General features: G+C 31.6%; 15 protein-coding genes and 2 tRNA genes. 8 read left to right on the top strand and 9 right to left on the bottom strand.

The genetic code is table 11. The features are described from left to right. Positions 1 to 82: 82 nt before the first annotated feature. The 6 genes from ABMY20_RS01895 to ABMY20_RS01870 form a co-directional block, all read right to left on the bottom strand. Positions 83 to 1417, bottom strand: a complete 1335-nt coding sequence (locus ABMY20_RS01895) for a hypothetical protein (RefSeq protein WP_349264506.1) — start codon at positions 1415 to 1417, stop codon at positions 83 to 85. Next, on the bottom strand, positions 1414 to 7605 hold the full coding sequence (locus ABMY20_RS01890) for an AAA domain-containing protein (RefSeq protein ID WP_349264505.1): 6192 nt from the start codon (positions 7603 to 7605) through the stop codon (positions 1414 to 1416). Before ABMY20_RS01890 ends, ABMY20_RS01895 begins: the two co-directional genes overlap by 4 nt. Next, positions 7602 to 8237 carry a 4Fe-4S single cluster domain-containing protein gene (locus ABMY20_RS01885; protein WP_349264504.1) on the bottom strand — a complete coding sequence of 212 codons (636 nt, stop codon included), beginning with the start codon at positions 8235 to 8237 and terminating at the stop codon, positions 7602 to 7604. The genes ABMY20_RS01890 and ABMY20_RS01885 overlap by 4 nt, the downstream gene beginning before the upstream one ends. A 4-nt stretch (positions 8238 to 8241) precedes the next feature. Then, positions 8242 to 10062 carry an AAA family ATPase gene (locus ABMY20_RS01880; protein WP_349264503.1) on the bottom strand — a complete coding sequence of 607 codons (1821 nt, stop codon included), beginning with the start codon at positions 10060 to 10062 and terminating at the stop codon, positions 8242 to 8244. A gap of 590 nt (positions 10063 to 10652) precedes the next feature. Further along, positions 10653 to 10725 (bottom strand) — tRNA-Phe (locus tag ABMY20_RS01875). A 64-nt stretch (positions 10726 to 10789) separates the two neighbouring features. Next, positions 10790 to 10862 (bottom strand) — tRNA-Phe (locus ABMY20_RS01870). 109 nt (positions 10863 to 10971) lie between these two features. Between ABMY20_RS01870 and ABMY20_RS01865 the strand changes: the two genes are divergently transcribed. The 7 genes from ABMY20_RS01865 to ABMY20_RS01835 all read left to right on the top strand — a co-directional run bounded on the left by ABMY20_RS01865 (position 10972) and on the right by ABMY20_RS01835 (position 18584). Next, positions 10972 to 11703: a type III pantothenate kinase gene (locus tag ABMY20_RS01865; RefSeq protein ID WP_047788529.1), complete on the top strand. Its 732-nt coding sequence runs from the start codon at positions 10972 to 10974 to the stop codon at positions 11701 to 11703. Next, on the top strand, positions 11696 to 12964 hold the full coding sequence (locus ABMY20_RS01860; RefSeq protein ID WP_073181738.1) for a hypothetical protein: 1269 nt from the start codon (positions 11696 to 11698) through the stop codon (positions 12962 to 12964). The genes ABMY20_RS01865 and ABMY20_RS01860 overlap by 8 nt, the downstream gene beginning before the upstream one ends. 15 nt (positions 12965 to 12979) lie before the next feature. Beyond that, positions 12980 to 14290, top strand: coding sequence for a hypothetical protein (locus ABMY20_RS01855; RefSeq protein ID WP_349264502.1), 1311 nt, complete (start codon positions 12980 to 12982; stop codon positions 14288 to 14290). A gap of 9 nt (positions 14291 to 14299) precedes the next feature. Next, on the top strand, positions 14300 to 14872 hold the full coding sequence (lptC, locus tag ABMY20_RS01850; protein WP_047788526.1) for an LPS export ABC transporter periplasmic protein LptC: 573 nt from the start codon (positions 14300 to 14302) through the stop codon (positions 14870 to 14872). Further along, positions 14872 to 15069 (top strand): hypothetical protein, encoded by a 198-nt coding sequence (locus tag ABMY20_RS01845; RefSeq protein ID WP_159489762.1) that lies wholly within the window; start codon positions 14872 to 14874, stop codon positions 15067 to 15069. Before lptC ends, ABMY20_RS01845 begins: the two co-directional genes overlap by 1 nt. Then, positions 15069 to 16361, top strand: a complete 1293-nt coding sequence (locus ABMY20_RS01840; RefSeq protein ID WP_349264501.1) for a hemolysin family protein — start codon at positions 15069 to 15071, stop codon at positions 16359 to 16361. The genes ABMY20_RS01845 and ABMY20_RS01840 overlap by 1 nt, the downstream gene beginning before the upstream one ends. 105 nt (positions 16362 to 16466) lie before the next feature. Further along, complete coding sequence (locus ABMY20_RS01835) at positions 16467 to 18584, top strand: peptidylprolyl isomerase (RefSeq protein ID WP_349264500.1); 2118 nt, start codon at positions 16467 to 16469, stop codon at positions 18582 to 18584. Between the two features lie 52 nt (positions 18585 to 18636). Here the strand turns inward: ABMY20_RS01835 and ABMY20_RS01830 are convergent, their stop codons facing one another. The 3 genes from ABMY20_RS01830 to lpdA form a co-directional block, all read right to left on the bottom strand. Continuing rightward, positions 18637 to 20310: an alpha/beta hydrolase-fold protein gene (locus ABMY20_RS01830; RefSeq protein WP_349264499.1), complete on the bottom strand. Its 1674-nt coding sequence runs from the start codon at positions 20308 to 20310 to the stop codon at positions 18637 to 18639. A 63-nt stretch (positions 20311 to 20373) separates the two neighbouring features. Then, positions 20374 to 21183, bottom strand: a complete 810-nt coding sequence (locus tag ABMY20_RS01825) for an AraC family transcriptional regulator (RefSeq protein WP_349264498.1) — start codon at positions 21181 to 21183, stop codon at positions 20374 to 20376. Between the two features lie 143 nt (positions 21184 to 21326). Next, the gene (lpdA, locus tag ABMY20_RS01820) at positions 21327 to 22727 is read right to left on the bottom strand and encodes a dihydrolipoyl dehydrogenase (RefSeq protein WP_349264497.1); all 1401 of its coding nucleotides are present in this window, start codon (positions 22725 to 22727) and stop codon (positions 21327 to 21329) included. 187 nt (positions 22728 to 22914) lie between these two features. Here lpdA and ABMY20_RS01815 point away from each other — a divergent pair, with 187 nt between their 5' ends. Further along, positions 22915 to 23385 carry a heme-binding domain-containing protein gene (locus ABMY20_RS01815; RefSeq protein WP_349264496.1) on the top strand — a complete coding sequence of 157 codons (471 nt, stop codon included), beginning with the start codon at positions 22915 to 22917 and terminating at the stop codon, positions 23383 to 23385. Positions 23386 to 23389: the final 4 nt, after the last annotated feature.

The following is a 23389-nucleotide window of genomic DNA, read 5'->3' as shown; positions in this document are numbered from 1 at the left end:
AATATAGAGTTGTTTTCAAAGCTACCTTACAATAAGATACTGTCTATAGTGGTATGTAGTTATACATATTTTTGTATTGAATTTAAACATTTTTTCTTTTCTTGGATTGATTTTCTCTTTTTACATAATCATTACCTAGAGCAATTTCTTTCATTTTTACTGCACCTGCTTCTTCTGCTTTATCCACAACAATAGATAAATTTTGGCTTTCTAAAATAGTTTTAATATCGTAAAATTCATCACACCAAATTTCTTCCTGATTTTTGTCTAGATTTGGACTGCGTTCATTATTTCTATTTTTATCGGCAACAACTCGTGCTTGAATGCGGCTTAGGTTTTTGGGACTCATAAACTCTACACCATATAACGAATTTTTAGCTTTTTTTACCACTAAGCTCCCATTTTCAACCCATGCAGTTTCCATTGTGTCATTAACTTCATAACCTGCATTTTGTAATGCCTTTTTAATAGCCTTTCGTCGAGTTTCAATAATGATTTTCTCCGAAACTTCAGTATACAAGTATTTGGCTTTTTCTAAGGCATCTTTTACATCATTTAGATTATCTGAATTAAGTAAGGCTATCCATTTATCAATAAAACTCAGATTCAATTCTAAAGATTCTAATTGGTCAATGGCTGTTTTGAGCTTTTCTTTAGCTTCCCGTAATGCCAATTGATTTTTACTGAACTCGGCTACCTGAATAGTTAATGAATCCAATAACAAATCGTAATTAGGAGCTTCTTCTTCTAATTCGGCACAACGATTCATAAATTCGTGTATTTTGTTCTGAGAAATTTCAGAAATATACATTTCCTTTAACGCGTTTTCTAACTTTTTTAGTCTGGAAATTACTTTAGGACGATTGGAACGCCATTTTTGTACAGACAGCAAACTGTCACCAGAAGATAATCGTTCTTGAATTACTTTTTGTTCATTTGTCAGTGTTTGAGAATTAAAAGAAGCTTCTTTTAAAAGGCTGTACAAATAATCTACTTTTTCACGATATTCTTCTATTTCATTTATATTTGAAGGAGTGTCGAAATCTTGGAAATCAATGCTTTTATTTTTAAGTAAAAAGCGTAATTCGTTATGTGTACTCTTTAGGTTCTTAAAAGATTCCCATTTAGAAGTCCTAATTTTAACTACTTTTTTTACCAAATTCTTTTTTTCCTTATCTAGAAACTCGATATGTCCCGAAACTTCTCGCTCTATTTTTCTATAATCATCTTCTGAAATATTTTGGTAATACTCCAATGTTTCATCCAAAGCACCTTGAAGTTCTTCTGTAAACATATTATGTTTGATGGCATAAGCCTTCACGTGTTCTATTTTGTTTTTTAATCTAGTTAACCACCTTTTCTTTATCAATTTTCGCTCAGCTGGGGTAACGATTCGTACAACTTTTGGTCCGCTCATGGTGTGTTGTTTAAAGCATTTTGTATGGCGTGTTTCAGCCTTAATTTTTCATTATCTGTATCTTGTAACCACTTATAAGAGGTAGTTCTATGTATATGAGGAATCGATTTTTTTAAAATCAATGGGCGCCATATTTCACGATGTCTAGCATCTTTAAGTAATGAGTTTTGAGGTACATCACATTCAATTCCAATAACAAATCGTCCTGTGTTTTTATCTTCAATGGCTAAATCTAAATAAAAAACATTGTTATCATTATTTTCCACGGTTTCATAACCCAAGCTGTGAATGTAATTTCTAACAGTATTTTTAAAACCATCGTTATTTAGTGTTTTACTTTCTTCTATTTTTCTTGATGAAAGCCTTTTTAACGATTGATTAGCAACCTCTATTTGATTACTAAAATGTGTTTCGGTATATTTCAAATAGCCCTGAATATAATCTCTTGGTTTTGATGGAGATCGTCCTGTAGAAAGCATATCAGAAATATCTTTGATGGGCATTGAGGTGGCAATAACTACTTTATGTCTTGCTCTTGTAATAGCTACATTGAGTCTTCTTTCTCCACCACGATGCCCTAAAGCTCCAAAATTTCGGCGGAAAACTCCTTGTTTATTAAAACCAAATGTAGTGCTGAATAAAATCATATCACGTTCATCTCCTTGAACATTCTCTACATTCTTAACAAAAAAGCCCATGGCTTCTCCTTCTTGTTGTTTGTTACGTTCACGATTTAAAACTTCCATAAAAGCATCATCTGAAAGCGCTTTTTCTTCAATTTTATCTTCAATAAGATCTGCTTGTTTTTTATTGAAGGTTACAATACCTGTACTTAAAATTTCATTTTCAGGTAATTGCCAGTGGTTATATAAGTATTCAATTAGCACTTCAGCTTCAGTTTCGTTGGTTTGTTCATTATAAACACCATTTACTCGAATGACTTCTAGAGGTTTTATTTTCTTAATTTCGTTTTTAGGGTGATAAGCAGGAATATGTAATTGACCAGCATAAAAGGCATGGTTAGAAAAGTTAATAAGCGCTTTGTATTGAGAACGGTAATGAATTTGAAGTGTAGTGGTGGGAAGAACCGTTTTGGCTAATGTTAATAAATCTGGACAATCTTTGACTTCTTTTTTATTCCAAGCCTCTTCATATAGAGTTAATTCTTCTTCGGAATTATCCTCACTGAGTTCGATATTTATGCCTTCACTTTCGTCATCATCCATTTTATGACCAAAGAAGTTTGCTGGAGGCATTTGCTTTTCATCACCACTTACAATTACACGTTTTGCACGATAAAGTGAAGGGATTGAATGATCAATTAACATTTGAGAAGCTTCATCAAAAATTACTACATCAAACAATCCCGCTTGTAAAGGTAAAGCTTGTGAAACTACCTCTGGGCTCATCAACCAAATTGGACGAATATTCATTAAGCCTAAATTGTTGCCTAAATGAATAAATTCTCGTAGTTTTTTATAGTTCTGCCCTCGTAGACGTGTAATACCATGCCATTGTGACTTTGAGCCAATTTTTCCAAAGTCATAGTTTAAGTTAAGTAGTTCTTTGTTTAATGTTTTTATTTCAGCTAAACTATTTTCTAACAATCGTACATTTTGGTCAATTTCACTATCAGCCATTAGTAAGGCTGGTGTTTCTTTTTCAATACGTTGTTTCCAACCCAATAAACCTTCTCGTCGTATTGTTTTTTGGATAATTTTAGGCCAACGTTCAGAGGTATATTGAGTAATTTTATTTTCGTAATTCCTAAAAATTGCTAAAAGTTGTAATGTTTTGTCTTCTTGAAGTTTATCTCCTAGTCTTATCCTAAATTTTTGATATGGAATAAAGTGGTTTATGTCTTGGGACATTTTTTGAATGACAGATAAATCGGTATTGTTATTTTTTATGTTTGAATGGAAAAAATTAAAACTAGAATCTATTAACCATTGTTTTAAGTCAGTTAGTTTTTCGTAGGATTCTTGTCTTTTTTCAAAACGATTACTAGCACTGCTTAATTCTTTTATGAAATTTTGAAATTCAGATTCTTTTCCGGATTTTAAAACTTTTTTAGCTTCATCTTTTAAAGGGCATTTTTTTAATGCTTTTACTAAAACAATCGTGTCTAATAGTTCGCTGATTTTATCACTAATTTTCACAGCAAGAAACTTAGGGTTTGTAATGGTTTCTACTGTGTTGTCTAACTTTATTAATACATTATTAAAGTGATTTCGGTAAGATCTAAAAGTAATTTCGTATTCAGAATTTGTTTTTAATAGTTTTATATTTTCTTTATTGGAGTGAAGTTCAAGTTCTTTTAAGACTTTCTTCAATAGAAATTGATGTTTCCATGTTAAAGGATTAAGAAACTTAAAAATGGATGTATTTAGATAGCTGTCACAAGCTCGAATTACTTCTTCTAGGATTTCATTATCAGTTTGTATTAACCAACTCGAAAAATAGATTTTTTTGTATTTGAAAATCAGTATTTTGAGGTCTGATAGTAATTGTTTTAGTTCATCAAGAATATCGTCACCAATGGACTTTTCATTGAGTTCATCCCAAATAAAATCAAGCCAAATTTTAGCATTTTTAGCTTCTGTATCAGTAATATTTAGGAGTTTTTGTTCGTTTTTATACAGCCATGCTTTATAAAATTGAGCGTGTTCATTATCATAGACTCCTGTGGTTTGTTTTATACAATCTACTCTTTTTTCTTCAATCTCATTAAAAAGCTCTATATCTTGCTTAATTGCTTTTTTTGTTGCGTTATCATATTGTGTTATTTTTAAATTGGAAAGCGCATTATTTTCATATTTTGAAGGCACCCATTCACGCATTAACGTACTGATTTCCGTTTCAAGAATGTTCAAATCATCTGCTGAAGTATTTTCTAGAAAATTTCGGGCTTCAGGAATATCAATATAATCACTATGTTGAATTTCAATAAGTTCAGATAAAATGTTTCGATAACTTGCGCCTGCTTGCTCGTCCAGTACATGAATCTCTTTAGAAATTATATTCAATTTCGATTCGATTCTATCAATTTGTTTTGCCAAGTTATTTCGCTTGAATGTGATTTTTTCAAGAATATTTTGTTGCTCAGATTTGTTTAAATCGAAAGAAACCTGTTCACGAATACTTCGAATAATTTCTTGTCTATCTTTAGCAATATCAGTGATAGAAAGAGCTCTTTTTTCTAGACCTACAGCCTCTAACCGTTTCATAATTACCTGAATTGCTGCTCTTTTTTGAGAGACTACTAATACTTTTTCCTTTCTACCAATACAATCGGAAATAATATTAACAATCGTCTGGCTTTTCCCTGTTCCAGGTGGACCTTCAATGACAATACCTGGTTTTAATCGACTATGCATTACTGCGTGTTCTTGTGAAGGATCTACATTAACGACAGTAAATCGATTATTTTCTGATTGTATGGGCTTATATTCGGGTGTTTGTGGCGTGCTTATTTTTAAAATTGGTTCCATAGCTGTTCCCGAATGTGGTAATTTTTGAAGTAAACGCAAATCTTCACTAATTGATTGACCTGTAAAATTGGCATTAAAAATTACTCCAGAGCTATGTAGTTCAAGACCTATATCTTCCATCATGTAAGTAACTTCAGGATGAGTAACAAGTTTTGAAGTTTTGTGTTTTACAAATGAACCGAAGGCATCGATAACCTCAGAAACACTTAGAGATTGCCTACTTAAAACCTCATTATAAATTTGTGTTATTCTTTTGTAATTTTCAGGTTCTAAGGAGCTTGAAAGAGCTGGGTTTAGTCGAATTTCTTCACGAACTTTGTCGAAACCAATTTTTAGTGTAGGGTTTGATCGGTATTTAAATTCCAGTGTAATTGGCCATAAAATAATAGGTAATATTCGGGGACGATTATTTTTTTTGAACTGACTAATTAGGAATGGAAACCCTAAATACAAAGAGTCTAAACCGGTATCGCGTTTAAAGTTTGCTGTTCTTAAAACTAACCTCCTTGTTCGGTAACTAAGTAATGGGTTTTGGCTGAAACTTAATGGATCTATTTTTTCCGTACTAGATGAGCGATTAATAATACTATTGAGTATTTTTTCTGAAGGTTTTAATGAGGTTCCTAATGTCTTTAAATCTAAACGAGGTGAATGTTTAGAAATAACTAATCTAACTAAAGGACCTCTAGAGGAAGTATGAATAATCTTTTTTTCAAAAAAGTTTAATAAACTAGAAGCATATTCATACTTTGGTGGTGTAATCCATTTGTCTTTGGGAATGGATAAACATAAAATTGATTGCAATATGGGTAATCGTCTTTCTATCCTGAAACGATCTGCCCAACGATTTAAGTTATTGTTATTACTTAGTGAAAACCCTTCTAAAAGCTCGTGTAGAGATTCGTAAATTTCTAGCCTGGATTTTATTAGAGTTTCTCTAAAAAAACTTTCATTAGATTCAATTTTTATTTCTCTTGCCAAATTAGCAGCTTCTTTTACTAATTGATTTAAGGAGATAAATTGATCTTGTTGAGCGCTTAAAATAAGTATCAAATCTTCTTCACTAAGTCGGATGTCTCCCATTAAATCAGATAAACTGATGTTTTTGGCATCAGGATAAATTTGACGTAAAAGATTCAATTCAGATTTTAATCGTACCCTAGAAGTACTTAGTGTATTAATCTTGAGCTTGTCATTATCCAATTCAATACCTAAACTCTTTGCTTTTTGCAAAACATTTTGTTTTCTACTCTTGAGGTTAACCAACCATTTTTCACGTGAAAGTGTGTTTAAATAATCAGGAATGTTTCCTTCTATAAGCTCTGAAGCGAGTGTTGGATTGCCAAGTAACCATGCAGGAATAATAATTTGTCCTCGCCAAGTAAGTGGTAAAGCTTCATTGAGGTGCATTAAAGCTAAGGAAAACCTCCACTCCAAATCGATATCTTCTTTAGAGCGTAAGTTTCTAATAGTAGCAGCTATTTTTCCTTCTCCAAGGATTTCTTTTACCCAATTTGAAATTTCACCAGAAGTAAATAAGGTCAAACCTTTTTTCCAATTATTTTCCTCTGCTGCCGCAAGTGCAAAATAGCTTACATTGGTGTAAGTTGTATCTCCAAGTTGGATGGTTTTTTCCTTTTTTTGATCAGTCCCCGAAGTAGCTTTTATAGGAGGAGCAACATATTCTTTATTCAGCCATTTTTCTACTTGTTCCCAGTGCCAACGTTTAAGAGGGTCTCTACATAACAAGCCTTTTAGCAATAAAAGTATATGTTCATCAATACCTTCTGGAATTTGAACGCCTCTGGTTACCAAATGGATCATGAACGCTTTGTCATTAATGTTTTCAAAGAACGCTCCTTTGGTAATTTGCTCTAAAACTATCATTCCTAAACTCCACCAATCCGAGGCAGGACTTACTCCACCAATGATAGCTTCCGGAGCTGTATACCGAGTTAATTGTATAGGGGTATCGGTATCAAGATCATAATCTGATAACCTTGCAGAACTGTAATCGATAATTACCAAATCGAAGGTTTCATTATCACGGATTAGAATGTTTTTAGGACATAAATTACGATGTCTAAAACCAGCTTCTGAGAAATCTCGTAGTGCTCGACCGATTTCGTTTACTAAAGTTTCGAGTCTGTTTTCTTTTATATATCCTAAATCATTGAGTGATCCTCCTTGGATATGTTCAGAAACTTCAAAAAATCGATTGTTCCAATAACCTGTTTTTACTAATCTAGCAATATGATCAACATCCGCTCGGTGCAGTACATCATAAATTGTTTTATCAGGCTCAGAATTTTCATGATAATAAGTTAAAAAAAAGTGTTTTTCATTAGTGTCTTTAACTAAAAAACATTCTTTGGTAGCTCCTGAAATCTCGATAGGTTCAATAATGGTGTATGCATCAATTTTCTTGAGGGCTTCTTCTTTAATTGTTAATTCTTGAATGTCAGCACCACATTCCATGCACATAAAATCGTCTTTTCCAACTTCATGCCCGTTTTCACAAAGGCGTTTGATTGATTCTTCAGCTTCAGGATGAATTTCGATTCGACCGCCTACTGGAGTTTGGGGTACATTCATTAATAACCAACTACATGTTGAATTACTGATTATGTTTTGGCAATACATTTCGGTTACTGGTCGTTCAGTATTACATGCAGGACAAAGTCGTATGTGTTTCATTTCTTATGTTGCTTTATCACCGCTTGAGTATTGGTTGTTTCAACGTTGTTTTGTCGAAAACTTTCAGTTATTTTATTCATTCCATTAATAGGTATGCCTGCCATCCAAAGAGTCTCATTATTAAACTGAATGTCTAATTTACTTTCGGGTTTTTTGTTTAAATATTTAGCAAAGCTTTGCGCTCCTAAATTAGTAAGAAAATGAATTTGTTGATTGTCACTTCCTAATAAAGCTCGAGTTTGGGCTTTTGTATAGTCATAAGGTTCAGAAATTAACACATCGATTAATTTCTCCTGAACAACTTTTTTATATTTTAATTCTTGGAAAGAGTATCCACTGTAAACTAACAAGGAAAGTTTATAAGGTTTAAGAAATTTTAGCAAATTTTGTAAAGCAGGTTCTTGATCAAAGGGTTCTCCGCCGGAAATAGTAATTCCATCGCATGTTGGAAGCCACTTTTTTAATAGATTTTTTACTTCTTCTATATTTATTGAATTGGTTTTGAATTGCCAGGTATCTGCTGAGATACATCCTTCACAATGTAGAGAGCAGCCTTGAAACCAAATGCCAATTCTTTGCCCTGGACCAAGTGTAGTTACTGGAAAGTGTAAACGAGAGATTCCTATTTTCATTCAATTATTTTTTAGTTAGATGAATGGTAGTACTTCGGTTTTCAAAAGAAATAGAAGTTACTTCTACCGTTTCTCCCTTGTCTGGATTTAAAGAGAACAAAGCTCTAGAGAAAGGTGAGATAAAATGGTACTCAATTTTATTTCTAATGCCTCTACCACCATTGTTTAAATCAGTAACAGATAATTCTTTTAATGTTTGCATCACTGTGGGGTGAATATTTAGTGTAATATTTAATTGTTTTTGAATCCCCTTTATATTATTTTTCATCATCATATCAAAAATCATTTCACCAACATCTTTACGTATATAATCAAAAATAATAATGTTGTCTCCAATTCTATTGAGGAGTTCAGGTCGATTGAGTTCAAACTTAAAATAGCGCTCAATTTCATGTCGTACTTTCTTTTCAACAGTTTCAAAACTATCTTTATAAGTCACATTTGGTAATCGTTCACCAGTAGTTGAATTTTTATAAATTCCAAGGTTTGATGTGAAAATTATTAGTGTCTCAGAGAAATAAACGGTGTCTCCTCGTCCACTCGTAAGAACCCCATCATCTAGAATCTGAAGAAATTTATCTAATATTCTAGGGTGTGCCTTTTCAATTTCGTCAAATAAGACTACACTAAATGGTTTTTCTCTTATAGCATTGGTGAGTTCGCCACCAACATCGTAACCCACATATCCTGGAGGAGCACCGATTAAGCGTTGATCGGAATGTTCAGCGCTGAACTCAGACATATCAAACCGAATATAGGCACTTTCATCACCAAATAATAAACTGGTTAAGGTTTTAGCTAATTCAGTTTTTCCAACACCAGTAGGCCCTGCTAAGAAAACTACACCTCTTGGGCGATTATTTCTTTTAGAATTCCCCACTCCAGTGATGGCTCGCTTTACAATATCCATGATATGTTGTACAGAATGATCTTGTCCAATAACACGTTCTTTGATAAAAGCTTCTCCGTTTTCAATTTTGCTACGTTGAATTTTCATCCAAGGGTCTTCAGTTACACCTACTTTGTATCGCCGTACTGCATCTGCTATCATAGATATTGGTATGTTTTCTGATCTTGCTAATTCTATAATCGCCACTAAGTCTAACAATAAAAGACCTTCAGTTTCTTCCACAAATTCAGTAACTAAAGCATCTACATTAGCTTTATCTTTGCTTAGGCTCTCCACAATCGGGTGAACCAATCTTCTACGAGCAATGTGATTAGGTTTTCCAATAGGTATATGTCTTATTTTAGGGTTGTTAACCACCATCCAATCGGGTAAGTCTCCCTCTTTATCAACTAACCATATTACAATGTTGTAATACGGATTAGGAGGGTTACCGTAAGGTTTAGTTTCTGTAGTTTGAGATAAGATATGAGCTATACTAAAAGAATCGTGTTCTGCTTTTACCAAATTTTCAGGGTTTATTAAAAACTGAGAAGCGAAATCGACAATTAACCCAATGGGTTCATCAGGATAGTGAATAATCTTTTGTAATACCGTATTAAAGGTTTGTAAATCGTTATAGACACCTTCTTGCTGAAGAGGAATTTGAAGTTTTTGAAAAAACACTTTTTTTTCATCTGAATTTCCTGTAAAAAAGGGAATGTCAAAACCACTTAACGGGTTATAGTAAACCACATGTGTATACCCTATGTTTTTTAATTCAGAATCTATTACATTTTCTAATCGATGCCAACTGTAGCTGCCAAAATCGTTCTCCAGTAACTGAAAATCCTTAATATTACCCGAAAGAAAAAATTGACTTTTTAAAGGAACAAACCTTCTAAAGTCTTGTAGCCATCGAGGTTTGGTGTTATTCATTCTTGTTTTTGTTTTAACTCATTTATTACAATTTCTAAAGCGTTTAATACTTAATCTAAATTAACTGTTATATATCGCTTAATTTGTTAATTAAAGTATCATAGCGTTTACTGTATTTAGATTGGAAACTAAATGAGTTGATTAATATTTTTATGTCTTGCAATTTTTTCTTCTTCCTTAACCTTACTCATTAACACACTTTCAATACTCTACTACCTGAGAAGTATCTCAAGAGTATGACTCATTGTTCTTTTCATACGACAAGGTTCCTAAGTATTTATTGGTCTTGTTTTAACATGACCAATTTAAAAATAAACAAATATATAATTACAAAAACGATTAAAGAAAATTAAAGAATATATAAGTTTTTTAAAAAAGTAAGTATTTATAAATCATGTTTAGTGAGGTGTTCAGCGGTAGATGCATAGTCTTACTTATATATCCTGATTTTTTGAAACTGAAATAAACCTTAATGCCTCTTAGATGATAGAATTTTGCAAGAATTTGTATTAAAAATAAAAATGTATGAGAAGATTTTGATTTATTGTTAAAACTAAAAAACCCGAACAATTTTGTTCGGGTTTTTATCGTGGTGCCTCCAGGAATCGAACCAGGGACACAAGGATTTTCAGTCCTTTGCTCTACCAACTGAGCTAAGGCACCAGTCATAACTTAAAAAGTAACATCTTTAAAATAAAACTCGCAACTAATTTTACTAGTTTTATTGTGGTGCCTCCAGGAATCGAACCAGGGACACAAGGATTTTCAGTCCTTTGCTCTACCAACTGAGCTAAGGCACCAGTTGCTACTTTCGTTAAGCGGATGCAAATATACAATCGTTTTTTAATTATACAAAGTAAAAACTTTAAAAAAATGTAACGTAAATTTACAAGCTCTAAGAAATGAAATATGTACCTAATTATAGATGTAGGAAATACAAGAGTTAAAGTAGCTGTTTTTGAAATAGATACTATTAAAGAAGTCTTTACTTTTGAAAAAACAAATATAATTTCAGAGCTAAAAAAAATAATTTCAAATTTTTCAATTTCGAATAGTATTATATCGTCTGTAGCTAATTTTACAGATGAGGAAACGAAAAAAATAGCTGAACTTTTGAATCCGGTTTTTTTAGACTCAAATACCAAAGTTCCATTTAAGAACTTATATAAAACGCCAAAAACATTAGGAGTAGACAGGGTAGCATTGGCATCAGCAGCGATAAAAAAATATCCAAATAAAAATGTATTGGTACTAGATGCTGGTACTTGTATAACATATGAGTTTATCACAGATGAAGGAAATTATCTTGGAGGGGCTATTTCACCGGGGATAACTATGAGGTATAAGGCACTACATACTTTTACTTCTAAATTACCGTTATTAAAAGCAAAAGAATTAGAAAACTTTATTGGTACAGATACAGAAAGTTCAATTCATTCAGGGATTATCAATGGAGTTTGTAATGAAATAGACGGGATTATAGTACAATATCAAAAAAAATATCCACATTTAACAGTAGTTTTAACAGGAGGAGATACATATTTTTTGTCAAAACAATTAAAAAGTGTCATATTTGCCCATCCAAATTTTGTTTTGGAGGGGTTACATACTATTTTGATACACAATTTAGCGAATGATTAAGAGATTTATATTAGGAGTTTTTGTACTTACTTCATCAGTAATAATAGCACAAAGAAATAGTGCATCACCTTATTCTTATTTTGGTATTGGTGAGAGTTTTGAGGCAGTAACAGTAGAACAAGCTTCTATGGGAGGTATAGGTGTTGCAATGAAAGATTATCATCACCTAAATTTTACAAACCCAGCTTCAAATGCTGATTTAAAAGCAGCAACCTACGCAATAGGTGGTAGTTTGACTTTTTTAACAGTCAAAGAACAAAATGCTTCTCAAACAGGTAACTCAACAAACTTAAGATATATATCGTTAGGTTTTCCTGTAGGAAAAAATGCAGGTTTATCTATTGGTTTGCAACCTTTTTCATCTGTAGGCTACTCTTTGCTAAATGATGAAAATGCTGATAATGTTACTTTATTCACAGGTGAAGGAGGAGCCAATAAGATATATGCTAGTTATGGTATGTATGTTTATAAAGGCTTGTCTATTGGTGCTGAAGCGGGATTTATTTTTGGAAGCATAGATAATAGCGTTTTAAATCAAAGAGCAGATGTAGCATTAGCAACTAAACATGAAGAGTCTTTCAATTTAAGAGGAGGACAGTTTAAGTTAGGTATACAATATAAAACAGAACTTAAAAATAAACTACAACTATCTACAGGAGCATCATTTATTTTGTCTACAGATTTATCTGCTAAAGGATCTGAGAAAATGTATTCATTGTCATTTAATGGATCAGGGCAAGAAGTTCCTAGAAATGAACTATTCAATAGAACTTTAAATGGTAATATCAACATGCCTTTAAAAAGTATTTATGGTTTTGGTTTAGGAAAAGAAAATAAATGGTATGTAGGAATTAATCAAGAATTTCAAACAGCTTTAGAAAGTAATAGTGTTTTTATAGCAGATGGATCATCTCATAAATATGAAGATTCAAATAAATTTGCAATAGGAGGATATTTTATACCGAAAATAAATTCTATTTCAAGTTATTGGGATAGAGTTACTTATAGGGCTGGTTTGCGTTTTGAAGATACAGGATTGCTAGTTAAAACTACCGATAATTTTACTTCTGTGAAAGACTTTGGCATAAATGTTGGATTAGGATTACCGTTGCCAAGACAACTATCAAACGTTAATATAGGGTTTGAGTATGGGCAAAGAGGTACTACTAACAATAACTTAATAAAAGAAGACTACTTTAATGTAAGATTAAGTTTATCTTTAAATAGTATTAAGTGGTTCCAAAAAACACGAATAGATTAACATAAACTGAGAACGATGAAAAAAATTACGTATTTACTAACAGGATTATTTTTGTTTGTAGCCGTAAGTGGAGCGAAAGCGCAAGCAAGTCAAGAGTGTCATATTAAATACAATCTTTTTAAAGGAGATGCTACAACTAAAAAATATGACCAAGCAAAACCTAATTTAGAATACTTATTAGATAACTGTGCTACATTGTCTATTAACATATACAAGTATGGAGCAAAAGTTGCAGAGAACTTAAAAGATCCTGTTTTAGCTAAAAAAGTATATGAAACAAGATTAGCTAATTATCCAAAGAAAGGGGCAGCAAAAGCGCATAGTGATTACGCTGAGTTTTTAATAGATAATAAATTAGCTTCTGATGATGAAGTTTTTGAAATCTTAAAAAAGGCTTATGATATTTCTCCTAAAGATATGGGGGTAAAAAATATCTTTAGATACTTCCAAATGATAGCTGATAAGTATCAAGATACAAATCCACAAAAAGTATTTGATACTTATGATGATGTAATGGAGTCAGTTGATGAAAAGCTGGAAGATTACAGTAAGAAGATAGCAAAGTTACAAGAGAAAGATTCTGTGGGTACTATTACATCAAGAGAAAAGAGTCTTTTAAGAGCATATACTATTAACTCTTCTTCATTAGGTCAAGTAGAAGGTGGTTTAGACGCTAAAATATCTAAAATAGCAACTTGTGAAAGATTAATACCAATTTACTCTAGAGATTTCGAACAAAACAAAACTGATGGTGTTTGGTTAAAAAGAGCAGTATCAAGAATGTATAATAAAGAGTGCCAAACAGACCCTTTATTTGAAAAATTAGCAAATGAGTACGCAAAGGTAACACAATCTGCAGATGCATATAACTTCTTAGCTGGTGTGTTAGCTAAAAACGGAGACAATGGTGGAGCTGCTGAAATGAGAAAAAAAGCATTCGACTTAGAAACAGACCCGTTTAAAAAGGCTAAGTACAAGTTAAGAGAAGCACAAAATGCTGGTGGAAGTAGAGCTAGAGCTTTAGCTTATGAAGCACTAAAGTATAACCCTAATATGGGTAAAGCATACTTGTTTATTGCAAGTTTATACCAAAGAAGCGCAAATTCATGTGGTAGCGACGAGTTTGAAAAAAGAATGGTATATGTAGCAGCCTTAAATAAAGCTTTAAAAGCACAAAAAGTTGATCCAGGATGTGGAGCAGGAAGATATATTTCTAGTTACAAAAAAAATGTACCATCTAAAAAGTTAATTTTCCAAAAAGGAATGTCTTCTGGTGCAAGTTATAGAGTAGGATGTTGGATTGGAGAAACTGTTCGTGTACCTTAATAGAAGTTAATGCTTAAAAGAGCAAAACATATATACAATAGCATTGCTACCATTTATTTGGTGGCAATGTTTTTTTCTTGTACTAATTCTAAAAAGGAGGTGCGAGATTTTCTTGCTGATAAAAATTTACCAGTAGGTTCAGCAGTAAATATTTATCATGTTCACAAAGATTCTGGAAGAATAAGTTCAAAAACAAAAGCACCTATTTTTTATGACTATTCAAATAGAAAAGAACACCCTTACAGTGAGTTTCCAAAAGGAATAGAAATAGTAACAATAGAAAAAAAAGGAGCAGATTCAACAACAATTTCTGGTAATTATGCATTAACCTATAATAAAACAAAAATATCTGAAATTAGAGGTAATGTTGTTATCACTAACCATAGCAATCAAACAAAATTAGAAACTAACCAGTTGTTTTGGGATCAAAAGGAGCATTATTTTTTTACAGAAGACGGTTTTCGATTTACAACACCTGAATCTGTAATTAATGGTTTTGGATTTGAGTCGAGCGAAGACTTAACTAAATGGATAGCTAAAGATATTACTGGAGATGTAGAAACTACACAAAAAGATATATAATGAACGCACTTTGGAAATATTTACAATACGGATACTTGATTATAGGAGTAATCTTTTTTGTTGAAGGAATCTTTAAATGGAATTCAGACAGACAAGAAGCATTTATTATGTTTGGATTTGCTATCTTTATCATATTAATTTTCTTCTTCAAACGACACTTTAGAAGAAAAGTAGAAAAAAGAAACAAAGAACGTTAATGCAACCCGAACTCTTAATAATTCTTACTTCTATTTTATTTTCAGCCTTTTTTTCTGGGATGGAAATAGCCTTTATATCTGCAAATAAACTTCACATAGAGTTAGAAAAAAAGGGAGACGGTTTGCTCTCTAAAATTCTAACTAAGCTAACTGAAAAATCCTCAAAGTTTATTACCACTATGTTAGTAGGTAATAATGTAGCTTTAGTTATTTATAGTTACTTTATGGGAGAGCTGTTAATGAAATGGTTTCAATCTTTTTTACCATCAGATTATGCGGTTGTAAACTATGTGTTATCAGACGTAAGTTTATTAACTCAAACCCTTATTTCGACTGTAATTATATTGGTAACAGCAGAGTTTTTGCCAAAAGCTATCTTTAGAATTTATGCAAACGAAATGCTAAAGTTCTTTGCACTACCAGCTTATATTTTTTATGTTATTTTTTATGGGGTTACATGGGTAATTACCAGAATATCAGATTTTTTTCTACATGTATTTTTTAGAACAAAAGAAGATGAAATTCAGACCGAATTTAGTAAAGAAGAATTAGGAAATTATATTTTAGAACAATTAGATTCAGGAAACGATGAAGAAGAAGTTGATTCAGAAATTCAAATATTTCAAAATGCATTAGAGTTTCATAAGGTTAAATCTCGTGAAATTATGGTGCCTAGGACAGAAATTGTTGCGGTTGATTTACACGAAACGGTAAGTAATCTCAAAAAAATGTTCATTACAACTGGGTTATCGAAAATCTTGGTTTATAAAAATTCATTAGATGATATTTTAGGGTATGTAAATGCCTTTGAGCTTTTTAAAAAACCACGTACTATTAAGTCGATTTTGTTACCAGTAGAGTTTGTTCCTGAGTCAATGATTATTAATGATGTACTTAATAATTTAATAAAAAAGCGTAAAAGTATTGCAGTTGTAGTTGACGAGTATGGAGGAACTTCAGGTATTATTACAGTTGAAGATATTGTAGAGGAGTTATTTGGAGAAATAGAAGATGAACATGATACGCAACAATTATTAGAAGAACGAATTAGTGAGTATGAATTTAATTTTTCAGCTCGTTTAGAGGTAGATTATTTAAATGAAGAATATGGTTTAGGAATTCCTAAAGAAGAAGCTTATGAAACCTTAGGAGGTTTTATTTTAAACCATACAGAAACAATACCATTACAAGATGAGGTATTAGATATAGAAAACTTCCAAATCAAAATTTTAAAAGTAAGTGCAACTAAGATTGATGAAATTTATTTTAAAGTAATTTACAAAGAAGATTAAGCTAGCCTCATTTACTTAGAACTCCCTCAAAAACAGCGTAAAAAAACATTGCATTATTTAATGTGAAATTGTATTTTCGCACACTGTTAATAAAATAAATTACGTATGGCAATTTTATCGAAAATTAGAGAACGTTCAATGTTCTTAATTCTTGTAATTGGTTTAGCACTTTTTGCTTTTGTATTAGACCCTTCTACAATATCAGATTTTTTCAGCGCAAGTAAAGTAAACGAAATAGGTGAAGTAAATGGAGAAGCCATTTCTCGTCAAGAGTTTGCTGAAGCACTAGAAGCTTACAAAGCGCAAACAGGAAATAGTATGTCTGAGATGCAAGCAGCAAAGGCAGTATGGAATAATTTAATCCGTCAAAAAATATACAAAAAACAATTAGAAGAAGCTGGAATTACTGTAGGAGATGTAGATATTTTAAATGCCTTATATGAAACTCCTGTAGTTCAAAATGATGCTAGATTCCAAACCTCAGGTATTTTCGATAAAAACAAGTTAAAAGAACATTTAGCTACTATAAAAGAAGAAAATGGACAAGAATGGGCTGCATGGCAAAATTACATGGCTTCTATTAAAAGTAACATAGAAAAAACAACATACGACAACTTAGTAGCTGCTGGTTTAGGAGCTTCTTTAAAAGAAGGGGAGTCTAGATATTTAACTGAAAACACAAAAGTATCTGGTAGGTATGTATATGTACCTTATACAACAATTGCAGATAGCTTAGTAACTTTAAAGAAAAGCGATATTCAAAATTATATAAACCAACATCAAGATGCTTTTCAAGTAGAAGCTTCAAGAGACATTAACTTTGTAAAATTTAATATCGAACCTTCAACAAAAGATGAAGAAGCTATTAAAGCTAATGTGGCCAAATTAATTGATGATTCTGTAGTAAATAACACTCCAGTTAAAGGGTTAAAAAATACTACTAACTACAATGAATTTTTAGAAGAAAATGATTCTGATTTAAGATTAGATAATAGTTATAAATTTAAAATACAAGTTCCTCAAGTAATTGCAGAAGAGGTTTTCAATGGAAATGAAGGTGATGTATTCGGACCATACAAAGATGCAGGATTCTTTAAGTTATCTAAAATTACTGAGGTAAAACAATTACCAGACTCTGCGAAAGCAAGTCATATTTTAATTCCTTTTGTTGGTTCTGCTAGTGCTGATGCTACTGTTGTTCAAACGGAAGAGGAAGCTAAGAAAACAGCAGATAGCTTATTAGCTGTTGTTAAAGCAGATAAATCTAAGTTTGCAGATTTAGCTAAAAAAATGTCATCTGATCAAGGTTCTGCTGAAAAAGGAGGATTTTACGATTGGTTTGCTTACAATAGAATGGTACCATCATTCAGAGATTTCGTTTTTGAAGGTAAAGAAGGAGATATGGGAGTTGTAAAGACTCAATTTGGGTTCCATGTAATTAAAATTGATGGGCAAAAGAATTTTCAACCAGTAGTGAAGTTAGCTACTTTTGGACGTAAGATAGAAGCTTCAGAAGAAACGGAGAATGCAGTATTCCAAAATGCAGAAACATTTGCTTTAGAATTAGCTAATGGAAAAGCTTTTGAAGAAGCTGTAAAAGAAAAAAACTTAACTTCACTACCAGCAGTAGGATTAAAATCTTTAGATGAAAACGTACCAGGAGTTGGTAACGAAAGACAAATTATTACTTGGGCTTTTGAACCAGAGACTGAAAAAGGAAGTTACAAGCGTTTTGATGTTGAAGGAGGATATATTGTAGCGGTACTAACAGCAAAAACAGCTAAAGGTTTAATGCCTGTTGATAAGGCAATTACTTCAGTTCGTCCTATATTAACAAACGAAAGAAAAGCCAAAATGATTGAAGATAAGATGAGCGGAGCTACTTTAGAAGAAATCGCAAAATCTGTGAATCAGTCAGTGAGAGCAGCAACCGATGTAAACTTACAATCACCAACAATTTCTGGTGTAGGATTTGAGCCTAAAGTAGTAGGAGCAATGATGAACGCTAAAGAAAACAAGATGGTTAAAAATGTTGCAGGAGATAAAGGTGTATTTGCTTTTGTAGTAGAAAAGAGAGAAGAGCCAACAGCATTACCTAACTACGACACGTATAGAAAGCGTATTGTTGCTGAAAGACAGAATAAGACATTTCAAATGTATGAGGCGGTTAAAAAAGCGTCTGAAATTGAAGATAACATGAGTTCTTTTTACGGAATTCAATAAGAAATAACGTCATACCAATAAAAAAATCCCGAACTATTCAGTTCGGGATTTTTTATATAGTGATTTTGATAAAGTTTACCCAAATCCGTTTATAATCCATATTCTCTTTAAAATTTTCTATCATGAACTCTCTTTCGTATATAATTCTTTTTTTAAAGTAACACTTGTCATTAACATAAATTGTTATTTTCTTACTTAAGTCAACCATTTCTGGAGAAAGATTAATTCTAAAAGATTTGATTCGAGAAGTTTTAATGGTGAAGGTATTGTTTTGGTATGAAGCAATTATTTTTCCTGATTTTCTTGGAAAGTCAAAGGCTTTTTTATCTACAATTTTTTCTATTAAGCTATCTTTTTCATTATATGTAAGCCACTTTTTAATGTCAAAATTTAAATTATTATGCCAAGAGGTTTTCTTTTGTAAAGTGTCAAGTTGTATGTTAGTTAACCAATCAATACTTCCATAATTATTATCATCAAACTCCCAAGTTATTTTTCTTGGATGAGGATTTCTTTTCCTTTTCATTAAATCTGAAAAAAGAATTTTATAAGCAGACTCAGAAGCATCAAATTGAGGAAACCAATGAGGATAACCATTATATCGATAATCCTTATAATCTGCGGCTATACTTTTCATTAACTTAACTAAATTATCATTAGCTTTTGGAGGATAATAGTAATCTTGGTCGGTAGAAAAATTAATGAATGAACGATTTAATATGTTTTCAATATAAGTTCCACCCGTATACACTTTTGGTTCAGTATTAAAACCATAAAATCCAGCAAATATATTAGGCTGTTTCATTAAATATGAAAATGCCCCAGTAGCTCCATTCGAATGTCCAGAAATAAAAATTTTATCATCGTTTATATTGATAGCTTTTTTTAATTGTCTTACAATTGAAGGCACCATAAAAAAACCAGCATCAGAGGTCATCCAATTATACTTTTTGTTTCCTTTAGGAAAAATTAAAATAACATTATTTTTATCTGCATACTTTGTATAATATCTGTTCCAATACTTTAGGTTTTTCTTTGTTTCAAAGTCAGAAAGTTTAGTATGTCTTACAGCTCCATGTAAAAAAATAAGGACAGGATATTCTTTTTTAGGAGTATAGTTTTGGGGTAAATGAACGTAATAAGATGTTTTTAAAGAATCGTTTATTTTAAAGCTTATAGAATAACTTTGTTGTTGTTTTGTTATATAGGGATTAAATTCTTTTAAATACTTAAAAAGTGTTTCGCTCTTTAAGGTTTCAGGAATACTTATTTTTAAAGTATTGAAAAACTCTACTTCTGATTTTTTTAGATTACTAAAGAATTTAGTTTTTCTTTTTAAAGCCTTAGTTTTTAATTTTGTCCATCTTTTGTCGTTTTGAATATTTTTGTAATCTTCATCTGCATATTCACCAACAACATAGTCCCAACCAGGATAACCGTCTTCATCTTCTATTAATTCAGATAGAGGAGTTAAGTATTTGAAGGCTTTATTATTTTGTTTTAAATCAGCAGCAATAATAGAAGAATAGTATAATTCAGTATCGGTAATACTATCAGGAAACTTTTCAAAAGCTTTTTCAAATAAGCTTAATGCTTTTTTGTAAGAGGTAGTGTCTTTTGAAGTATTCATTGTTTTCATAGCTTTTTTTACTAGTTCAGAATATGTGGTCTGAGCATTAGTTGATATAAAAGCTAAAAAGAAGAAGGTGTAAAATAGTAATTTCATTATTGTTTTTTTTACAAATGTAATTGCAAAAAAGAAATGAAACTTGTAAAAATGGGACGGTAGCTATTTTAAATGCCAAAAAGTATCTTCATTACCAAGTTGTGTTCCTTTTTTTATAAGGTTTTTAGGGGAACTTAAAGTAAGGCTCTTGAAAAGTTTAGTAAGGTGTGATTGATCAAAATAATTGAACTCATGTGCCAAAGAAGTAAAACTTTGTTCCGAATCGATTAAGAGTTTTTTTTCTAAAGTTTTTCTAAAAAGTACAATTTTGTTGAACTTTTTGACTGAAACACCAAAATGAGAATTAAAAAGTCTATTTAAGTGCCTTCTACTCACGTTTAATTTAGAAGCTAAACATTCAATAGTTATAGCATCAAAATTGTTAAAAATTACCTCGATAGCATTATTTAAAATAGTATTGTTATAGGCTACATATCTACGAAATAAAAATTGGTCTAATAATCCTGCAATAGTGTTAATATTTTGTGAGCTAAACAGAGCGTTAAGTTCAAGTTCAGAAAAGAAATTGAATTTTGTTATAAAATATGTAAAAGATAACCCCCTATAAAATTGATGAATACCCAAAGGGTTGAAAATTATTACAATTCTATGTACTTTACCAATTTGTGTGACATTAAAAATATTTTCTCTTAAAGGAGTGAAAATTTGAAGAGGATTAGTATCATTTTTAAAAACTATTTTTCCAATTTCAGGACTAAAATGTGAGTTGTAAAGAGAGATGGAATTATTGAAATGTGGATAGCAATCAAACTCTATTTTTTTATTTTGTGGTTTTACATCCAAATAATAATAATGGACATGTTGTGCTATTATAGGGTTTTTGGGTCTAAAAGTTTCAAAGACATTATTCATTAATTATAAGTTAGGTGTTTTCTGTCTATATTTTTATAAAAAAGACGAATTTAGTAAAACTTAGAAAAGTTAGCCAATTGAAGTAAAGTAAAAAAGCAACCTCATACGAGATTGCTTTTTAAAGTATGTTTAAAGCTTTTTTATTAAGCGTTTAATGGTTTACCATCCCAAGCTGCTTTCGCTGCTTCTTTTACAGCTTCAGAGTAGGTTGGATGTCCATGACAAATACGAGCTAAATCTTCCGCAGAAGCTCTGTATTCCATTGCTACAGCTGCTTCCATAATCAAGTCAGCAACACGAGCACCTACCATGTGAACTCCTAATACTTCATCAGTGTTTTTATCAGCCAATACTTTTACAAATCCGTCTAAATCTCCACTTGCACGAGAACGTCCTAATGCACGCATTGAGAATTTTCCAGACTTATAATCAACACCAGCATCTTTTAATTCTTGTTCAGTTTTACCAACAGCCGCTACTTCTGGCCATGTGTAAACAATACCAGGAATTAAGTTATAGTCAATATGAGGTTTTTGTCCAGCTAAATATTCAGCAACCACAACACCTTCTTCTTCTGCTTTATGCGCTAACATAGCTCCACGAACTACATCTCCAATTGCATAAATGTTAGAAACATTAGTTTGTAAATGACCATTTACTTCAACCATTCCTCTTTCAGTAACTTTTACACCCGCTTTTTCTAAAGCTAATCCTTCAGTATACGGACGACGACCTACAGAAACTAAACAGTAATCTCCAGTGAAAGTAACCTCTTCACCTTTTTTATTAGTAGCTTTTACTACAACCTCGTCACCATTTCTTTCAACAGAAGTAACTCCGTGGCTAGCATTAATTTTCATTCCTTGTTTCTTTAAAACTTTAGTCAGTTCTTTAGAAACATCTTTATCCATGGTTGGAGTAATTGTTGGAGCGTACTCGATAACAGTTACCTCAGCACCTAAACGCTTGTAAACAGAACCTAACTCTAAACCAATAACACCACCACCAATAACTAATAAGTGCTTAGGAACTTCAGGAAGTTTTAAAGCTTCTGTAGAAGTAATTACACGCTCTTTATCAATAGTAATAAATGGTAAAGAAGATGGTTTAGAACCAGTAGCTATAATAATGTTAGTACCTTCAATTACTTCTTCAGTACCATCATTTTTAGTGATTTTTACGTGCTTAGCATCTTCAAAAGATCCTAAACCTTCGTAAACTTCAATATTATTTTTGTCCATTAAATATTTGATACCTCCTGTAGTAGTTTCTACTACATTTGCTTTACGAGCTACCATTTTTCCGAAGTCAAAAGAAGGTTTCTCTACAGAGATACCGTGCTCTTCGAAATGATTTACTGCATCATAGTAATGGTGCGAAGAATCTAATAAAGCTTTTGAAGGAATACATCCAACATTTAAACAAGTTCCACCTAAAGTTGAGTATTTTTCAATGATAGCAACTTTAGAACCTAATTGAGCGGCTCTGATAGCAGCGATATATCCTCCTGGACCAGAACCAATAACGATTAAATCGTATTTCATGAGTTGTGTTTTATAATTTCATCTATTTATATTGCACAATGTCCATTACTAATAGTTCAACTATTTGTGTTTATGTTAACCATTGTTTGCAATTGCCCATTTTGGGCTTTCGTAAAAATGAAGTACAAAAGTACAATTATTTGTCGATAAAATTAGTTTTCATATCTTTAAAACTTAAACGCATTGTATGAAAATTTTTAAAAAAATAATCATAGTTTTATTACTATTGTCAGTAATAGTACAATTTTTTCAACCAGAAAAAAATGAAGGAGAAATTACTTCTGTTCAGTATTTTATAGAAGAAACCAAGCCAAATGATGCAGTGCATAAAATTTTAAAAACGGCTTGCTTTGATTGTCATAGTAACTCAACACGTTATCCTTGGTATAGCAGTATTACGCCTGTGAATTATTGGTTGGCTGATCATGTAAATCACGGAAAAGAAGAATTGAATTTTTCTGAATGGGCTACCTATTCTTTAAAAAGAAAGGAACACAAAATGAAAGAAGTTTGGGAAGAAGTTGAAAAAGGAAAAATGCCATTAGATTCATATACTTGGATGCATGCCGATGCTCGTTTGTCTAAAGAAGAAGTACAACAAATCACTGAGTGGGCAAAAAGCGTTCAAAATAACTACCAAACGCAATTAGCGAACTAAATTA

The organism is Tenacibaculum sp. SSH1-16, assembly GCF_040104435.1.
In the GTDB taxonomy this organism is placed as follows: domain Bacteria; phylum Bacteroidota; class Bacteroidia; order Flavobacteriales; family Flavobacteriaceae; genus Polaribacter; species Polaribacter mesophilus.
Note: the sequence above shows the minus strand (reverse complement) of the source record. Positions and strands in the feature narration are given on the sequence as shown.